This is a genomic window from Saccharopolyspora indica (assembly GCF_027853965.1).
Taxonomy (GTDB): Bacteria; Actinomycetota; Actinomycetes; order Mycobacteriales; family Pseudonocardiaceae; genus Saccharopolyspora; species Saccharopolyspora indica.
Window position 1 is genome coordinate 154,365 of sequence record NZ_JAQGLB010000009.1, and the last position, 14,868, is coordinate 169,232.

Annotated in this window: 13 protein-coding genes; 8 read left to right on the top strand and 5 right to left on the bottom strand. The window is 71.2% G+C overall.

What is annotated here, in order from left to right:
* Nucleotides 1–70: 70 nt before the first annotated feature.
* Together OU416_RS20865 and OU416_RS20870 are read right to left on the bottom strand one after the other, a co-directional pair.
* Nucleotides 71–1,042 carry a glycosyltransferase family 2 protein gene (locus tag OU416_RS20865; RefSeq protein WP_270928677.1) on the bottom strand — a complete coding sequence of 324 codons (972 nt, stop codon included), beginning with the start codon at nt 1,040–1,042 and terminating at the stop codon, nt 71–73.
* A complete protein-coding gene (locus OU416_RS20870; RefSeq protein ID WP_270928678.1) occupies nt 1,039–2,742 on the bottom strand; it encodes a hypothetical protein in 1,704 nt (567 codons plus the stop codon). The genes OU416_RS20865 and OU416_RS20870 overlap by 4 nt, the downstream gene beginning before the upstream one ends.
* Nucleotides 2,743–3,153: 411 nt before the next feature.
* Here OU416_RS20870 and rplU point away from each other — a divergent pair, with 411 nt between their 5' ends.
* From rplU to proB, 4 genes are all read left to right on the top strand, one after another.
* Entirely contained in the window at nt 3,154–3,462 is a 309-nt protein-coding gene (gene rplU, locus OU416_RS20875) for a 50S ribosomal protein L21 (RefSeq protein WP_270928679.1), read from the top strand.
* A 14-nt stretch (nt 3,463–3,476) separates the two neighbouring features.
* Nucleotides 3,477–3,734 (top strand): 50S ribosomal protein L27, encoded by a 258-nt coding sequence (gene rpmA / locus OU416_RS20880; RefSeq protein WP_093152311.1) that lies wholly within the window; start codon nt 3,477–3,479, stop codon nt 3,732–3,734.
* Between the two features lie 170 nt (nt 3,735–3,904).
* Nucleotides 3,905–5,389, top strand: coding sequence for a GTPase ObgE (obgE, locus tag OU416_RS20885; protein WP_270928834.1), 1,485 nt, complete (start codon nt 3,905–3,907; stop codon nt 5,387–5,389).
* Between the two features lie 39 nt (nt 5,390–5,428).
* Nucleotides 5,429–6,550: a glutamate 5-kinase gene (proB, locus tag OU416_RS20890; protein WP_270928680.1), complete on the top strand. Its 1,122-nt coding sequence runs from the start codon at nt 5,429–5,431 to the stop codon at nt 6,548–6,550.
* A gap of 78 nt (nt 6,551–6,628) precedes the next feature.
* Here the strand turns inward: proB and OU416_RS20895 are convergent, their stop codons facing one another.
* Both OU416_RS20895 and OU416_RS20900 read right to left on the bottom strand, forming a co-directional pair.
* Nucleotides 6,629–7,906 carry an MFS transporter gene (locus OU416_RS20895; protein WP_270928681.1) on the bottom strand — a complete coding sequence of 426 codons (1,278 nt, stop codon included), beginning with the start codon at nt 7,904–7,906 and terminating at the stop codon, nt 6,629–6,631.
* 154 nt (nt 7,907–8,060) lie between these two features.
* Nucleotides 8,061–8,279 (bottom strand): zinc finger protein, encoded by a 219-nt coding sequence (locus tag OU416_RS20900; protein WP_270928682.1) that lies wholly within the window; start codon nt 8,277–8,279, stop codon nt 8,061–8,063.
* Between the two features lie 229 nt (nt 8,280–8,508).
* Between OU416_RS20900 and OU416_RS20905 the strand changes: the two genes are divergently transcribed.
* From OU416_RS20905 to OU416_RS20915, 3 genes are all read left to right on the top strand, one after another.
* Nucleotides 8,509–9,360, top strand: a complete 852-nt coding sequence (locus tag OU416_RS20905) for a helix-turn-helix domain-containing protein (protein ID WP_270928683.1) — start codon at nt 8,509–8,511, stop codon at nt 9,358–9,360.
* Nucleotides 9,357–9,554, top strand: coding sequence for a DUF397 domain-containing protein (locus OU416_RS20910; protein ID WP_372907232.1), 198 nt, complete (start codon nt 9,357–9,359; stop codon nt 9,552–9,554). The genes OU416_RS20905 and OU416_RS20910 overlap by 4 nt, the downstream gene beginning before the upstream one ends.
* A 128-nt stretch (nt 9,555–9,682) precedes the next feature.
* Nucleotides 9,683–11,314, top strand: coding sequence for a DUF885 domain-containing protein (locus tag OU416_RS20915; RefSeq protein ID WP_270928684.1), 1,632 nt, complete (start codon nt 9,683–9,685; stop codon nt 11,312–11,314).
* Here OU416_RS20915 and OU416_RS20920 read toward each other — a convergent pair.
* Nucleotides 11,311–13,431: a RecQ family ATP-dependent DNA helicase gene (locus OU416_RS20920; protein ID WP_270928685.1), complete on the bottom strand. Its 2,121-nt coding sequence runs from the start codon at nt 13,429–13,431 to the stop codon at nt 11,311–11,313. The two genes, OU416_RS20915 and OU416_RS20920, sit on opposite strands and share 4 nt — an antisense overlap.
* A gap of 102 nt (nt 13,432–13,533) precedes the next feature.
* Here OU416_RS20920 and OU416_RS20925 point away from each other — a divergent pair, with 102 nt between their 5' ends.
* Nucleotides 13,534–14,868 carry a glutamate-5-semialdehyde dehydrogenase gene (locus tag OU416_RS20925; RefSeq protein ID WP_270928686.1) on the top strand — a complete coding sequence of 445 codons (1,335 nt, stop codon included), beginning with the start codon at nt 13,534–13,536 and terminating at the stop codon, nt 14,866–14,868.

Sequence of the window (14,868 nt, forward strand, 5' to 3'; positions counted from 1 at the left end):
TTACCGCCTGGTCCTCACGTCGTTACCGCGCGGTAGTTGATCTTCCGCCGAACGTGTTCCGCACCACCGATCAGGCGGCGGGCGAGGTGGCCGGTGTCTGATCGGCGACCAGGACGTCGACGTCGCGGTCGCGGCCGGTGCGGTGGTGCAGGACGAGCTCTGCGAGCAGCCCCACCGAGATCATCTGCACCGCGAAGATCTCCAGCAGGATGCCCAGCGTCAGCAGCGGCCGGGTGCCGATCGGGTCGTCGGTGAACAGCCACACGCCCGTCAGGTACAGCAGGATCAGCGTGCCGATCGTGCCCGCCAGCATCCCCAGCCCGCCGAACAGGTGCGCGGGCCGCCGCCCGTAGCGGGTCAGGGCGACCACCGTGAGCAGGTCCAGCGCGCCGCGCAGGTAGCGCTCCAGGCCGTACTTGGACTTGCCGTGCAGCCGCGGCCGGTGGTGCACCGGCAGTTCGGCGACCCGGTAGCCGAGCTGGTGCGCCAGCGCCGGGATGTAGCGGTGCAGCTCCCCGTACAGCGGCACCCGCCGGTAGACCTCGGTGCGGGCGGCCTTGAGCCCGCAGTTGTGGTCGGACAGCTTCAGGCCGGTGATCAGCCCGGTGAACCAGTTGAACACCTTCGACGGCAGCCGCTTGCCCAGCGGGTCCTGCCGGTTCGCCTTGTGCCCGCTGACCAGGTCGGCGCCCGCGTCGAGCTCGGCCAGCAGCCGGGGGATCTCGGCCGGGTCGTCCTGCAGGTCGGCGTCGAGCGTGACCAGCAGCTCACCGCGCACCTCGGCGACACCGGCGGCCAGCGCGGCCGCCTTGCCGAAGTTGCGGCGCAGCCGGATGCCGCGGATCCGCGGATCCCGCGCCGCGTGCTCGCTGATCACCTGCCAGCTGCCGTCGGTGCTGCCGTCGTCGACGACCACCAGCTCCCAGCTGCGGTCCTGCTGCTGCATCGCCTCGCTGATCTCGGCGAACAGCGCGGGCAGGTTCTCCTGCTCGTTCTTCGCCGGAGCGAGCAGCGACACCTGCGGTAACGGGGTTTGCGTCATGACGCGACCTGCGGGCTTTCGGTGAGGGGCCGGATCCACCAGCCGTCGGGGAAGTGGAAGGCGACGCGCAGCAGGCCCGGCTGGGCGGGCGCGGCCGCTTCGAACCCGAGCCCGATCTCGATGCCCGGCGTCTGCGCTTCGGCGTCGGAGCGCGGGATGTCCACGACGCCGCCGCCGACCACGGTGCCGCTCTGGTCGAGCACCGCGACGCAGCCGGCCCGCTCGATGCCGGAGATCGCCCAGCCCTTGAGCATCCGCGCGCCGCCCTCGACCTGGTCGGTCTCGACGTTGAGGACCACGTCCCTGCCGTCCGGGCGGGGCTCCCGGAACGCGCCCTCGCTGGGCGTGCGCCAGTTCGCGGTGCTGACCCGGTCGCCGATCTCCAGGCCGTCGGGGCAGTTCAGGGTGAACTCCGGGGAGAACGGGTAGTGGCCCAGCGCCTGCAGCCGCGGCAGCAGCCGGTCCGGTTCCGGGAACCGGTCGGCGAAGTGCTCCGGGTGCCCGATGCGCGCGGAGATGGCCAGCAGGTCCTGGTTCGCCGAGTCGGCCCGGACGCTCTGCGCCATCGGCGCGCCCAGCGCCACGGTGGCCAGCACGGTGCCCGCGACGGTGACGGTGCGCAGCTTCGGCAGCTTGGGCCAGGCCACCACGATCACCAGCAGCGCGATCCACAGCGCGGCGGTCATGCTGTTGTACCGGCTCTGCAGCCCGGCCGATTCGCCGAACGCGGCCCGCGAGCCGGAGATCATCACCGCGCAGCCGACGGCGTAGACCGCCAGACCCCACCAGGGTGCGGCGCTGCGCCGCTGCTCCGGCGTCTGCTGGGCGTGTACCACCAGCGCCGCGAGCCCGGCCACACCGGCGATCAGCGCGATCGCCGGTTCGGTGCCGGTCCACACCATGCCGAGCATGCTCAGCCCGGCCAGCAGCGCCTGCGCCGGATCGTCGGTGGGCGAAGCGCCCCCGCCGCCCTGCGGGCCGCGCAGCACCAGCCAGGAGAGCACCACGACCACCCCGACCACCATCGGAGCCGCCACCCACCGGCGCCGGTCGCCGCGCAGCCACGCGATCAGGGCCAGCGCCGGCCACACCGCGAACGACGTGCCGTAGCTGATCGACGCCAGCAGGCCGAAGACGATCGCCCAGAGCCGGTGCTCGCGCTGCATCGCCAGCAGCGCCGCGAGCACCAGCATCAGCGCGAGGATCCAGGACGCGCCGCTCATCGAGCGCACGTAGTTGTGGATGCCGTGCGGGTTGAACACCAGCGTCGAGGTGGCCGCCACCAGCCCGGCCCGCTGCCAGCCGTTCAGCTCCTTCGGCAGCATCGCCCACACCAGCAGCACGCTGATCACGCCGAAGGCGAGGATCGCCAGGCCCAGCGGCTGGTTGAGCCCGTTGCCGTACCGGGCGCTGAGCCAGAACAGCAGGCTGGGCAGCACGAACGGGTGCTCGTTGCGGAAGCCCAGGAGGGCCTCCGGGCGCAGCGTCCCGTCGTCGTTGGTGAGGTCGAGCAGGACCCACCAGTAGTCGTAGAAGTGCATCTGCGAGTAGCGCAGCACTTCCCGCAGCATCAGCAGCGGCGGAACGATCGCCGACAGGCCGAGCAGCAGCGGGCCGAACCGGTGCAGCGGGTTCGGGCGCGGAGCGGTGCCGGTGCCGGCGCGCTCGTCCCGCTCGGCCTCCGGTGCGATGTCAGTCACGAGCTGTTTCCCCAGATCAAGTAGAACGGCGACCTACCGTAGCAAGGGCTCGGGCAGGCCTGGCACCTTCTTTCGGCAGGGGTCGATTTGACCGCGTCCAACGGGCCGACTTACGCTGACGCGGCTCACCTGTCGCCCGGCTCCCGCAGCCGTGCGCCCCGCGTGGAGCGGCCCCGCCCGATCGGGGTCCGGAACGCGGTCTGTATGATGGGTGAGAACTTCTCGCCGCCGGACGGGCGGAGAGAGAAAACGCCTGTTTCGAGTGGTGCTCCGCGCTGCCGGGACGGGAACCCCACCGAGGCGCTGCACCAGCGGCGTGGTAGGAATCCTCGATCCTCTTCGGGTCGAGGTGGACGTCCGCCGCAGACCTGGTGAAAGTAGCGAAACCGAGCAGCAGGAGACTTCCGACTCATGTACGCGATCGTCAAGACCGGCGGCAAGCAGTACAAGGTGGCTGTCGGAGACGTCGTCGAGGTCGAGAAGCTCGAAGGCGAGCTGGGCTCCGAGGTCAGTCTCCCGGCACTTCTGGTCGTCGATGGCACCGATGTCACGACCGACGCCGACGCGCTGGCCAAGGTGTCGGTGACCGGCAAGCTGGTCGAGCAGACCAAGGGCCCCAAGATCCGCATCCACAAGTTCAAGAACAAGACCGGCTACCACAAGCGACAGGGTCACCGCCAGAAGCTGACCCGCGTCGAGGTCACCGGCATCAACAAGTGAGGACCTGAGTAGTCATGGCACACAAGAAGGGCGCATCCAGCTCTCGGAACGGCCGCGACTCGAACCCCAAGTACCTCGGGGTGAAGCGCTACGGCGGCCAGGTCGTCAAGGCCGGTGAGATCCTGATCCGTCAGCGTGGGACCAAGTTCCACCCGGGTCTGAACGTGGGTCGCGGCAACGACGACACCCTGTTCGCGCTGGAGGCCGGTACCGTCGAGTTCGGACGTTACCGGGGCCGCAAGGCCGTCAGCGTGAAGCCGGTCGAGGCCTGATCCGGCTCTCGACTGCGAGTACTTCCCGACGAGGGGCGGGTCCGGCTAGTCCGGCCCGCCCCTCGTTGCTGTTCGCGGATCCGTTCCGGTGCCGGGATGCGAATCGCTCCCGCCGTTGTTGAACCGGATCCGCCCGTGTTCTACCGCCGGGCCCACCCGGCTCGATCTTCCTGGAGGCATTCGTGTCGCGGTTCGTTGACCGCGTGACCATCCACGTCGCTGCTGGCGACGGCGGGAATGGCTGCGCCTCGGTGCACCGGGAGAAGTTCAAGCCGCTGGGCGGGCCGGACGGCGGCAACGGCGGCAAGGGCGGCGACGTGCAGCTCGTCGTCGACCCCAACGCGCACACCCTGCTGGACTTCCACTACCGGCCCAACGCCCGCGCCTCCAACGGCAAGCCGGGCCAGGGCGGCATGCGCAACGGCGCCCAGGGCGAGGACCTGGTCCTGGCCGTCCCGGACGGCACCGTGGTCATGACCCCGGACGGCGAGGTGCTGGCCGACCTGGTGGGCATCGGCAGCACGTTCGTCGCCGCCGCCGGTGGCCGCGGTGGTCTGGGCAACGCGGCGCTGGCGTCCAAGGCGCGCAAGGCCCCGGGCTTCGCCCTGCTCGGTGAGCCCGGTGACCAGGGCGAACTCGTCCTGGAGCTCAAGTCGGTCGCCGACGTGGGCCTGGTCGGCTTCCCGTCCGCGGGCAAGTCGTCGCTGATCTCGGTGCTCTCCGCCGCGCGCCCGAAGATCGCCGACTACCCGTTCACCACGCTGGTGCCCAACCTCGGCGTGGTCACCGCGGGCGACACCGTGTTCACCGTGGCCGACGTGCCGGGGCTGATCCCGGGTGCCAGCGAGGGCCGCGGCCTCGGCCTGGACTTCCTGCGGCACATCGAGCGCTGCGCGGTGCTGGTGCACGTCGTGGACTGCGCCACGCTGGAGCCCGGCCGCGATCCGATGTCCGATGTGGACGCGCTGGAGAACGAGCTCGCGCAGTACACGCCGGCGCTGAAGGCCGAGCACGGCGGGGTCGACCTCGCCGAGCGCCCGCGCATGGTGGTGCTCAACAAGATGGACGTGCCGGAAGCCCGCGAACTGGCGGACCTGGTGCGCGCCGACGTCGAGGAGCGCGGCTGGCCGGTGTTCGAGGTGTCGACCGCCTCCCGCGAGGGCCTGCGCGAGCTGAGCTTCGCGATGGCCGCCGAGGTGGAGCGCTACCGGGAGCAGCTGCCGGAACCGGAGGCCGCGCGCGTGGTGGTCCGCCCGACCGCGGTCGACGACGGCGGCTTCACCGTCGAGCCGGACCCCGAGGTCGAGGACGCCTACGTGGTGCGCGGCGAGAAGCCGGAGCGCTGGGTGCGGCAGACCGACTTCGGCAACAACGAGGCGATCGGCTTCCTGGCGGACCGGCTGGCCAAGCTGGGCGTGGAGGACGCGCTGGCGAAGCAGGGCGCGGAGCCCGGCAGCCAGGTGACCATCGGTTCGATGACCTTCGACTGGGAGCCGTCGACCCCGGCCGGGGTGGCCGGTGTGCTCGGCCGCCGCGGCACCGATCTGCGCGTGGACCAGGACGACCGCGTCTCCGCCCACGAGCGCAAGGCGGCGAAGAAGGCCAGGCGCAGCTCGCTGGACGAGTTCGGCCAGTTCCGCGAGGGTGACGAGTGAGCGCTGCGCCCTTCGCGCTCACCTGAAGGAGGAAGTCCGGTGAGCGTTGAGCTCTCGGCGACCCGGCAGGCGGTCGCGACCGCGCAGCGGGTCGTGGTGAAGGTCGGCTCTTCGTCGCTGACCACCACCGAAGGCGGTCTGGACACCGCACGGCTGTCCGCGCTGGTCGATTCGGTGGCCCGGCGGGTGGCGTCCGGCTGCCAGGTGGTGATGGTGTCCTCGGGCGCGATCGCCGCTGGTCTCGCCCCGCTGGGGTTGAGCCGCAGGCCGCGCGACCTGGCGACCCAGCAGGCGGCGGCGAGCGTCGGGCAGGAAGCCCTGGCGCACGCTTACGCCGAATCGTTCTCGCGCTACCAGCTGATCGTCGGCCAGGTCCTGCTGACCGCGGACGACGTGGTGCGCCGCGGCCACTACCGCAACGCCCAGCGCACGCTGAACCGGTTGCTGGGGCTCGGCGCGGTGCCGGTGGTCAACGAGAACGACACGGTGGCCACCACCGAGATCCGCTTCGGCGACAACGACCGGCTCGCCGCGCTCGTCTCGCACCTGGTCGGCGCCGACGCGCTGATCCTGCTGTCCGATGTGGACGCCTTGTACGACGGGGATCCGCGGCACGGCGGAGCTTCGGTGATCCGCGAGGTCAACGGCGACGCGGACATGGTCGGCGTGCAGGCGGGCAGCACCGGCGCGTCCGGGCTCGGCACCGGCGGCATGGCGTCGAAGGTGGGCGCGGCCCGGGTCGCCTGCTCCTCGGGCATCCCGGTCCTGCTGACCTCGGCCGCGCAGGCCGATCGCGCGCTGGGCCCGGCGGACGTGGGCACGGCCTTCGCCGCGACGGGGAGCCGGTTGTCGGCCCGCCGCTTCTGGCTGGCGCACGCGGCTGACGCCAGCGGCCGCCTGTGGCTGGACGACGGTGCCGTGGCAGCGGTGGTCCAGCGTCGCCGGTCGCTGCTGGCCGCGGGCATCACCGCGGTGGAGGGCGCCTTCGACGGCGGTGACGTGGTGGAACTGGTCGATCCCGCAGGTGCGGTGGTGGCCAGGGGAGCGGTCGCCTACGACGCGGCGGAGCTCCCGGACCTCATCGGCCGCTCCAGCCACCAGCTGCCCCCGGAACAACGCCGGGAAGTGGTCCACGCCGACGACCTCGTCCCCCTCCGCTGAACCCTCAGCAACGAGGTGAAGGGCACCTCTCGCCAAGTTAGTTGGTGAAAGGTGCCCTTCGCTCCTCGCTCGTTCGTCTCAGCGGAGTTCGGTGCCCCGGGTTTCCGGGAGGGTGCGGATCACGAAGAACGCGATCGCCGCGCCGACCGCGATGTACCAGAAGAACAGCGACGACAGCTCGTACTGCGCCAGCGCCTGGATGACCAGGGGTGCGGTACCGCCGAAGATCGCGACGGTGAGGTTGTACCAGGCGCCGATGCCCAGGCCGCGCAGCTCGGTGGGGAACAGCTCGGACATGATCGCCGGGGCGATCGAGGTCATCGCGGTGTAGAGCGCGATCCCGACGCAGAAGACCACCAGCAGGTTGCCGAAACCGGGCCGGACCAGGGTCGACAGCGGAACGATGAGGATCGCGGTGGCCGCCGACCAGACCAGCAGCTGCGGCTTGCGGCCGAAGCGGTCCGACAGCGCGCCCATCGGGTACTGCAGCGCGATGAACAGCGCGGTGGCGATCGACAGCGCCAGGAACACGTCGGTGGCGTCGGCGTCGCGGTTCTTCACCGCGAACGGCGTCAGCGCGCTGAAGAACGTGTAGTAGCACAGCGTCGAGAGCATGCTGAAGCCCACCAGCTGCCCGACCGCCTTCGGGTGGTGGGTCAGCGTTGTCCACAGTGGATTCCGGAGTGCCTTGGCCTTCTCCTGGTTCTCCTCGAACTGCTCGGTCTCCTCCAGCGTCCGGCGCAACCAGATGCCCAGCAGGCCGAGCACGCCGCCGATCAGGAACGGGATCCGCCAGCCGAAGTCGGTGAGCTGCTCCTCGGTCAGCAGCGCGGTCAGCAGGTAGCCCAGCAGCGAGGCGATGAGCAGCGCGGTGCCGGTGGAGATGTAGAAGAACGCCGAGTACCGGCCGCGCTTGGCGGACGGCGCGATCTCCGCGAGGTACGCCGAGGCGTTGGAGACCTCGCCGCCCAGCGAGAGGCCCTGGCTGACCCGGGCCAGGATGAGCAGGATCGCCGCGGCCCAGCCGATCGTCTCGTACGTCGGCAGCAACCCGATGACCAGCGAGCCGCCCGCCATCAGCGAGATGGTCACCAGCATCGCGGTCTTGCGGCCGCGCAGGTCGGCGAACCTGCCGAGCAGCCAGCCGCCCAGCGGCCGGAAGAAGAACGCCAGCGCGAACGTGGCCAGGGTGTTGATCAGCGCGAGCTCACCGGGGAAGAACGCGTGCGCGAAGTAGACGCTGAACGCGGTGTAGATCGTCCAGTCGTACCACTCGACGGCGTTGCCGATGCTCGCAGCGATCAGGGTGCGCAAGGGCAGCCGGGATTCGCCGGTCGCCGCCGTGCCTTGGGACATCGCATCCTCCGTGTCGTGGCAGCCCGCCCGGGTCCTGGAGGTGCGTCGACGCACTCCGGCCCCCGAACGGGTGACGACACAGTACGTTCTGGACCGTCCGTTCGGAAGGTGCGAATTCAGCCAGTGGGAAGGACTTGCGCCCGGCCCGCGGTGCTCAACGGGGGACTATCGGCGTTCCGGCCAGCTCGTGCGCGCCCTTGTTGCACTCGGGGCAGGTCGTCCACAGCCACGCCACGTCGGAGTTGTCCACAGTGATCCGCGAGCCGCACAACGCCTCGATCTGCGCGTCGTCCGGGAAGCCGCCCTTCGGGCGCGGTTTCAGCGTGGCGTGCCGCTGACCCTCACCGGGTTGCCAGCGAAACGGGTGTGGCATGCGCGATCACCGCCTGTTCCAAATCGACCGGAGACGACCACCGGGAGCGGGGCGCGTCCTGGCAGCCGGGTTCGGTGGCGAGACGCCGACGGAGCTGGTCGCTGGTGTCCGCATCCGGTGCTCCTGACCGGTCGTCGTCGCGCGTACCATTCTGCTGGTACTGAAACGCGGGGCCAATTACCTGAACAGGTAGTAGTTACCGGCGCGGAATTCTGTTTCGCTGTGTTTCATGACCCGTACCACTGGCGGTACGCCGAAGGCCCGCGCGCTCGGCGCTGAGCTGCGCGAAGCCAGGGAAGCGGTCGGTCGGAGCCTGCGTGCGCTGGCACACGAGCTCGACACCAACCACGTCAAGCTGATGCGGTACGAGACCGGGCGGTCCGTGCCTCCGCCGGAAGTGGTTGCCGCTTTCGTGACGGCATTGGGCGTTTCGGCTACTGAACGTGATCGACTCGTCGAGATGGCGCGCGACGCCGACGCGCCGAACTGGCTCACCGCGGACCGGGCGGGCGTGCGGCAGGAGCTGACCGCGCTGATCGAGTTCGAGCGCACCGCGACCCGCATCACCAACGTCGCCACCGGGCTGATCCCCGGCCTGCTGCAGACCTCCGACTACGCGCGGGCGGTGATGCACGGAAAACCGGTCGGCGAGGTGGAGAAGCTGGTGCTCATGCGCCTCGGCCGCCGGGAGGTGCTGGCCGCCCGCGATGCGCCGCGGTTGACGGCGATCATCAGCGAGAACGCGCTGCGCGAGCCGATCGGCGGGCACGCGGTGATGGCCGAGCAGCTGCACAAGGTGGCGGAACTGGCGTCGTGGCCCAGCATCGACGTCCGGGTGCTGCCCAGCGGCAGCACCACCTGGCACCCCGGTCACGTCGGCCCGTTCGTGCTGTTCGAATTCCCCAAAGCGCAGCCGATCGTGCATTTGGAGCACTACCGCTCCTCCGCCTTCCTCTACAACCCCGGACTAGCGCAGGAATACCTCGAAGCGATCACTACCCTGCTCTCGTTCGCGATGGACGACGTCGAGTCGATCGCGTTCATCACGAAGTGTGCGAACGAGATGGAGGCTATTGCGTGATTACGGCACAGCCGGTCGGTTGGCGTAAGTCGAGCAGGTCGGCGCAGGAGACCGACTGCGTGGAGGTCGGTCGCTGCGGTGATGGTGCGGCGGTTCGCGATTCCAAGCACCGGGCGGGCGGGTACTTCGCCGTTTCCGGTGCGCAGTGGCGATCCTTCGTCGCCGGGATCCGAGCAGGCCGGTTCGACGGCTGACGACCCGCGGTGCCCCGAGGGGAGGGGGCACCGCCGACCCGGCCGCGCGCAGGCGAATGTGTGAAGGAATGTGCGGTTTCCGGATCGATCGGGTGAAAAGGCGTTGCGCGCAACGGGAGACTGCTGTCGTGACGACAGTGCGCGAACTCGCCGATGAAGCCCTCGAACTCCTCGCCGCCGCTGATCCGCTGAACGAACTGCTCGTCGGATTTCCGGGCACCGGAGACCGCCTCAACGATCTGTCCGAAGCGGCCGAACAATCGATTCGCGACCGCGCGGTCCGTATCCTCGACGCCGCGAACCGGGTCGAGGCGACCGGGGAGGACCGGATCACGCTCGGCGTGCTGGTGGAGCAGACCGAGTCCCTCATCACCCGGATCGACGCCAGGCTCGTCGAGCACACCGTGCACGACGGCCAGACCGCTCCGCTGGGCAAGCTGCTGGACCTGCTCGCCAGCTCGCGCCCGAGCGGAGCGCAGCAGGAGCAGGACTTCCTGACCAGGCTCGCGGCGGTACCGGAGTTCCTGGCCCAAGGCGCTGATCGCCTCCGGCACGGCCTGTCCACCGGGCGGCTGCCGATCGCCGGCCGCGTGCGGGCCGCCGTCGACTACCTCGATGCGCACCTGGCCGCACCGGACGCGGACCCGCTGCACCTGGTGCCGCTGAACGCCGCGGCCGAACGCGACGAGCTGCTCGCAGCGGAGGTCCGCCCGGCCTTCGCCGCCTACCGCGAGGTCTTGCACGCGGAAGCTCTGGAACGCGGACGGCCGGACGACCGCGCGGGGCTGTGCTGGCTGCCCGACGGCGAGGCGACCTACGCGGCGCTGGTCCGGATGCACACGACGACCGGCCGCACGCCGGAAGAGCTGCACCGGACCGGTGCTGAGCTGCTCGCGGGACTGGCCGAGGAGTACGCGGAGATCGGTTCGCGGGTCTTCGGGCTGCGCACGGCCGCGGAGGTGCAGCAGCGGATGCGCACCGATCCCGACCTGCGCTGGTCGGACGGGCGCGAACTGCTCGCCGCGGCCAAGACGGCGATCGAGCGGGCGGAGCGCGGCGCGCCGGAGTGGTTCGGTCGGCTGCCCGCCCAGCGCTGCCAGGTGGAACCGGTTCCGGCCGACCGGGCGCCGAACACCTCCGCGGCGTACTACATGCCCGGTCCGGTCGACGGCTCCCGGCCCGGCGCCTACTACGCCAACACCCACCTCGCCGAGCAGCGCCCGCGCTTCCTCGCCGAGGCGACCGCCTTCCACGAGGCCGTGCCCGGGCACCACTTCCAGATCACCCTTGCCCAGGAGCTGACCGGTGTGCCGAAGATCCGGCAGTTCGCCTGGGTCAACGCCTACATGGAGGGCTGGGGCCTGTACTCGGAGCGCTTCGCCGACGAGGCCGGTTGGTACACCGACGACGTGGCCCGGCTGGGCATGCTCGCCATGGACTCGAACCGCGCGGCGCGGTTGGTGGTGGACACCGGTTTGCACGCCTTCGGCTGGAGCAGGCAGCGGGCGGTGGACTACCTGCGCGAGAACACGCTGATGCCCGAGGTCGAGGTCCAGTCCGAGACCGACCGCTACCTGGAGCAGCCGGGGCAGGCGCTGTCCTACATGGTCGGCAGGCTGGAGATCGAGCGGCTGCGCGACCGCGCCCGGACAGCCCTGGGCGCGGCCTTCGACCTGCGCGCGTTCCACGACCTGGTGCTGGGCAGCGGCCCGCTGCCGATGCCGGTCCTGGACCTCGTCGTCGCGGACTGGACCGGCTAGCTCGTGGTGGCGAGGGTGAACGGCAGCACCGCGGGCGCGCCCGCCTGCCGGAGCAGGCGGCTGACCACCGTGATGGTCCAGCCGGTGTCGGCGTAGTCGTCCATCAGCAGCACCGGCCCGTCCAGCGCGGACAGCTTCGCGGCGAGCTCCTCCGGCACCTTGAACTGCGACCACAGCGAAGCGACGCGCTGCGCGCTGTTGGTGCCGCTGCGCGGCGTGGTGTTCGGGTTGGTCAGCACCTCGCCCAGCAGCGGCAGCCGTCCGATGCCCGCGATCCGCTCGGCCAGGCTCCGCACCAGGACCGGACGCGTCCGCGAGCCGAGCGCGACCACGCCGACCGGGCGCTGCTTCCAGTCCCACGCGGCCAGCACCTTGATCGCCGCCTGGAACAGGTCGTCCGGCAGCTGCTGGTCGGGGGCGCCGGTGGCGAGCAGGTCGCGGAGCCGGTTGCCCCACCCGATGTCGGTGAGCCGCCCGACCGCCCGGCCGGTCCCGCCCTGCTCGTCGGCGGGCAGCTTGCCGGACAGCGGAACGTCCAGCGCGCTCATGCCGCTGGGCCACATCTTGCGCGGCGACACCTCGACACCGGGCCTGCGCAGCCGCTCCTCCGCCTGCTGCACCGCCTGGTCGTCGACCTCACCGGAGTAGCCGGAGCCGGTGCAGTTGTCGCATCGCCCGCACGGCGCGGCCTGCGCGTCGTCGAGCTGGCGGCGCAGGAACTCCATGCGGCACGTGGACGTGCTGAGGTAGTCGAGCATCGCCTGCTGCTCGGCCTTGCGCTCGGCCGCGATGCGCCGGTAGCGCTCGGCGTCGTAGTTCCACGGCTCGCCGGTGGCCTCCCAGCCGCCCTTGACCCGCTGCACCGCGCCGTCGACGTCGAGGACCTTGAGCACCATCTCCAGCCGGCTGCGGCCCAGCTCCACGTGCGGTTCCAGCGCGGCCGTCGACATCTTCCCGTGCTGCGCCAACGCGTCGAGCACCGCGCGCACGGTGGGCTCCGGCGGGAACGCCAGCGACGCGAAGTAGCTCCAGATGTCGCGGTCCTCCGGTCCGGGAAGCAGCAGGACCTCGGCGCGCTGCACGCCGCGACCGGCGCGACCGATCTGCTGGTAGTAGGCGATCGGCGAGGACGGCGCACCGAGGTGCACGACGAACCCGAGGTCGGGCTTGTCGAAGCCCATGCCCAGCGCGGAGGTCGCCACCAGCGCCTTGACCTTGTTCGCCAGCAGGTCCGCTTCCGCCTGCTGCCGCTCGGCCGGATCGGTGCGGCCCGAGTAGGAGGCGACCTCGTAGCCCTGGTCGCGCAGGTAGGCGGAGATCTCCTCGGTGGCGGCCACCGTCAGCGTGTAGATGATGCCGGAGCCCGGCAGCTCCTCGAGGTGGCTGGCCAGCCAGCCCAGCCGGGCCTCCGCGGACGGCAGCCGCACGACGCCCAGCCGCAGGCTCTCGCGGTCCAGGGTGCCGCGCAGCACCAGCGTTTCCTGCGGGTCGGTGTGCTCGCCGCCGACTCCGAGCTGGTCGGCGACGTCCTGCACGACGCGGTCGTTGGCGGTGGCCGTGGTGGCCAGCACCGGCACGCCCTCCGGCAGTTCGGTCAGCAGGGTGCGCAGCCGCCGGTAGTCCGGGCGGAAGTCGTGGCCCCAGTCGGAGATGCAGTGCGCTTCGTCGACCACCAGCAGCCCGGCGTCCTGGGTGAGCTGGGGCAGGATCGTGTCCCGGAAGTCGGGGTTGTTCAGCCGCTCCGGGCTGACCAGCAGCACGTCGACCTCGCCCGCGGCGACCCGCTCCTCGATGTCGGCCCACTCCTCGGGGTTGGCCGAGTTGATCGTCGCGGCGTGCACGTCGGCCGCAGCGGCGGCCTCGACCTGGTTGCGCATCAGCGCGAGCAGCGGGGAGACGATGACGGTCGGGCCCTCGCCGAGCTCGCGCAGCAGCGCGGTGGCGATGAAGTACACGGCCGACTTGCCCCAGCCGGTCCGCTGCACGACCAGCGCGCGGCGGCGCTCCAGCACCAGGGCGCGGATCGCGCTCCACTGGTCCTCGCGCAACGAGGCCTCGGGCCCGGCCAGCGCGCGGAGTCGTTCGTCGGCGAGTTCGCGAAGCGCCTGTTCGTCCACGCCCCGATTCCTACCGGACGCCTCCGACGTGCGTCGTCCGGGGGCTGGGACGCGCGGAAAATCGGGTGCTGGACCGGTGGGCGAACGGACTAGTCTGGGCCCGTGACCACCACCACGACCACAGGTAAGGCGTCCGGCGAGCAGTTGCGGGACGAGGTCCGCGACGCGGCGCGGCGGGCGAAGCGGGCCGCCGCCGAACTCGCGCAGGCCACCCGGGGCGACAAGGACGCGCTGCTGCACGCGATGGCCGATGCGCTGGTGCGGCGCGCGCCGGAGATCCTCGCCGCCAACGAGCTCGACGTCGCGGGCGGCCGCGAGTCCGGCATGGCGGAGGGCTTGATCGACCGGTTGAGCTTGAGCACCGAGCGCATCGAGGCGATGGCCGACGGGCTGCGCACGGTCGCCGGGCTGCCGGATCCGGTGGGCGAGGTGCTGCGCGGCGGCGTGCTGGCCAACGGCTTGCAGTTGCAGCAGGTCAGGGTGCCGCTGGGCGTGGTCGGGATCGTCTACGAAGGCCGCCCGAACGTCACGGTGGACGCCGCCGGGCTCACCCTCAAGGCCGGCAACGCCGTGCTGCTGCGCGGGTCGTCGTCGGCGGAGAACTCCAACACCGCGCTGGTGGGGATCCTCACCGACGTGGTCGTCGAGCACGGCCTGCCCGCCGATTCCGTGCAGCTGCTGCCGTGCCACGACCGGGCCTCGGTGCAGCACCTGATCACCGCGCGCGGCCTGGTGGACGTGGTGATCCCGCGAGGCGGTGCCGGGCTGATCTCGGCGGTGGTGGAGAACGCGACGGTTCCGGCGATCGAGACCGGGGTGGGCAACTGCCACGTCTACGTCGACGAGAGCGCGGACATCGACACCGCGCTGCGCATCCTGCTCAACGCCAAGGCGCGGCGCCCCAGCGTGTGCAACGCCGCGGAGACCTTCCTGGTGCACGAGGCCATCGCGCCGGAGTTCCTGCCGCGCGCGCTCGCCGAGCTCAGCAGCGCGGGGGTCACGGTGCACGGCGACGAGCGGGTGGTCGCCGTCGGCGGCTCGAACGTGGTGGCCGCGACCGACGAGGACTGGGACGCCGAGTTCCTGTCCCTGGACATCGCCGCGGCCGTGGTCGATTCGCTGCCCGCCGCGGTCGAGCACATCCGCGAGCACGGCTCCGGGCACACCGAGGCCATCGTGACCAGCGACGTCCGCGCCGCGCGGCAGTTCACCGCGCAGGTCGACGCCGCCGCGGTGATGGTCAACGCCTCCACCGCGTTCACCGACGGCGGGGAGTTCGGGATGGGCGCCGAGATCGGCATCTCGACGCAGAAGCTGCACGCCAGGGGCCCGATGGGGCTGCCGGAGCTGACCTCGACCAAGTGGCTGGCCTTCGGCGACGGGCACGTGCGGCCGGGCAGCGCCCCGGCGAACCTGAGTTCCTGCCCGGGGAGCTGA

Bases quoted from the DNA above. Each gene is read 5' to 3' on its own strand.
- rplU (WP_270928679.1), top strand. From the start codon at position 3,154: ATGTACGCGATCGTCAAGACCGGCGGCAAGCAGTACAAGGTGGCTGTC.
- OU416_RS20905 (WP_270928683.1), top strand. From the start codon at position 8,509: ATGACCCGTACCACTGGCGGTACGCCGAAGGCCCGCGCGCTCGGCGCT.
- rpmA (WP_093152311.1), top strand. From the start codon at position 3,477: ATGGCACACAAGAAGGGCGCATCCAGCTCTCGGAACGGCCGCGACTCG.
- OU416_RS20865 (WP_270928677.1), bottom strand. From the start codon at position 1,042: ATGACGCAAACCCCGTTACCGCAGGTGTCGCTGCTCGCTCCGGCGAAG.
- OU416_RS20900 (WP_270928682.1), bottom strand. From the start codon at position 8,279: ATGCCACACCCGTTTCGCTGGCAACCCGGTGAGGGTCAGCGGCACGCC.
- OU416_RS20895 (WP_270928681.1), bottom strand. From the start codon at position 7,906: ATGTCCCAAGGCACGGCGGCGACCGGCGAATCCCGGCTGCCCTTGCGC.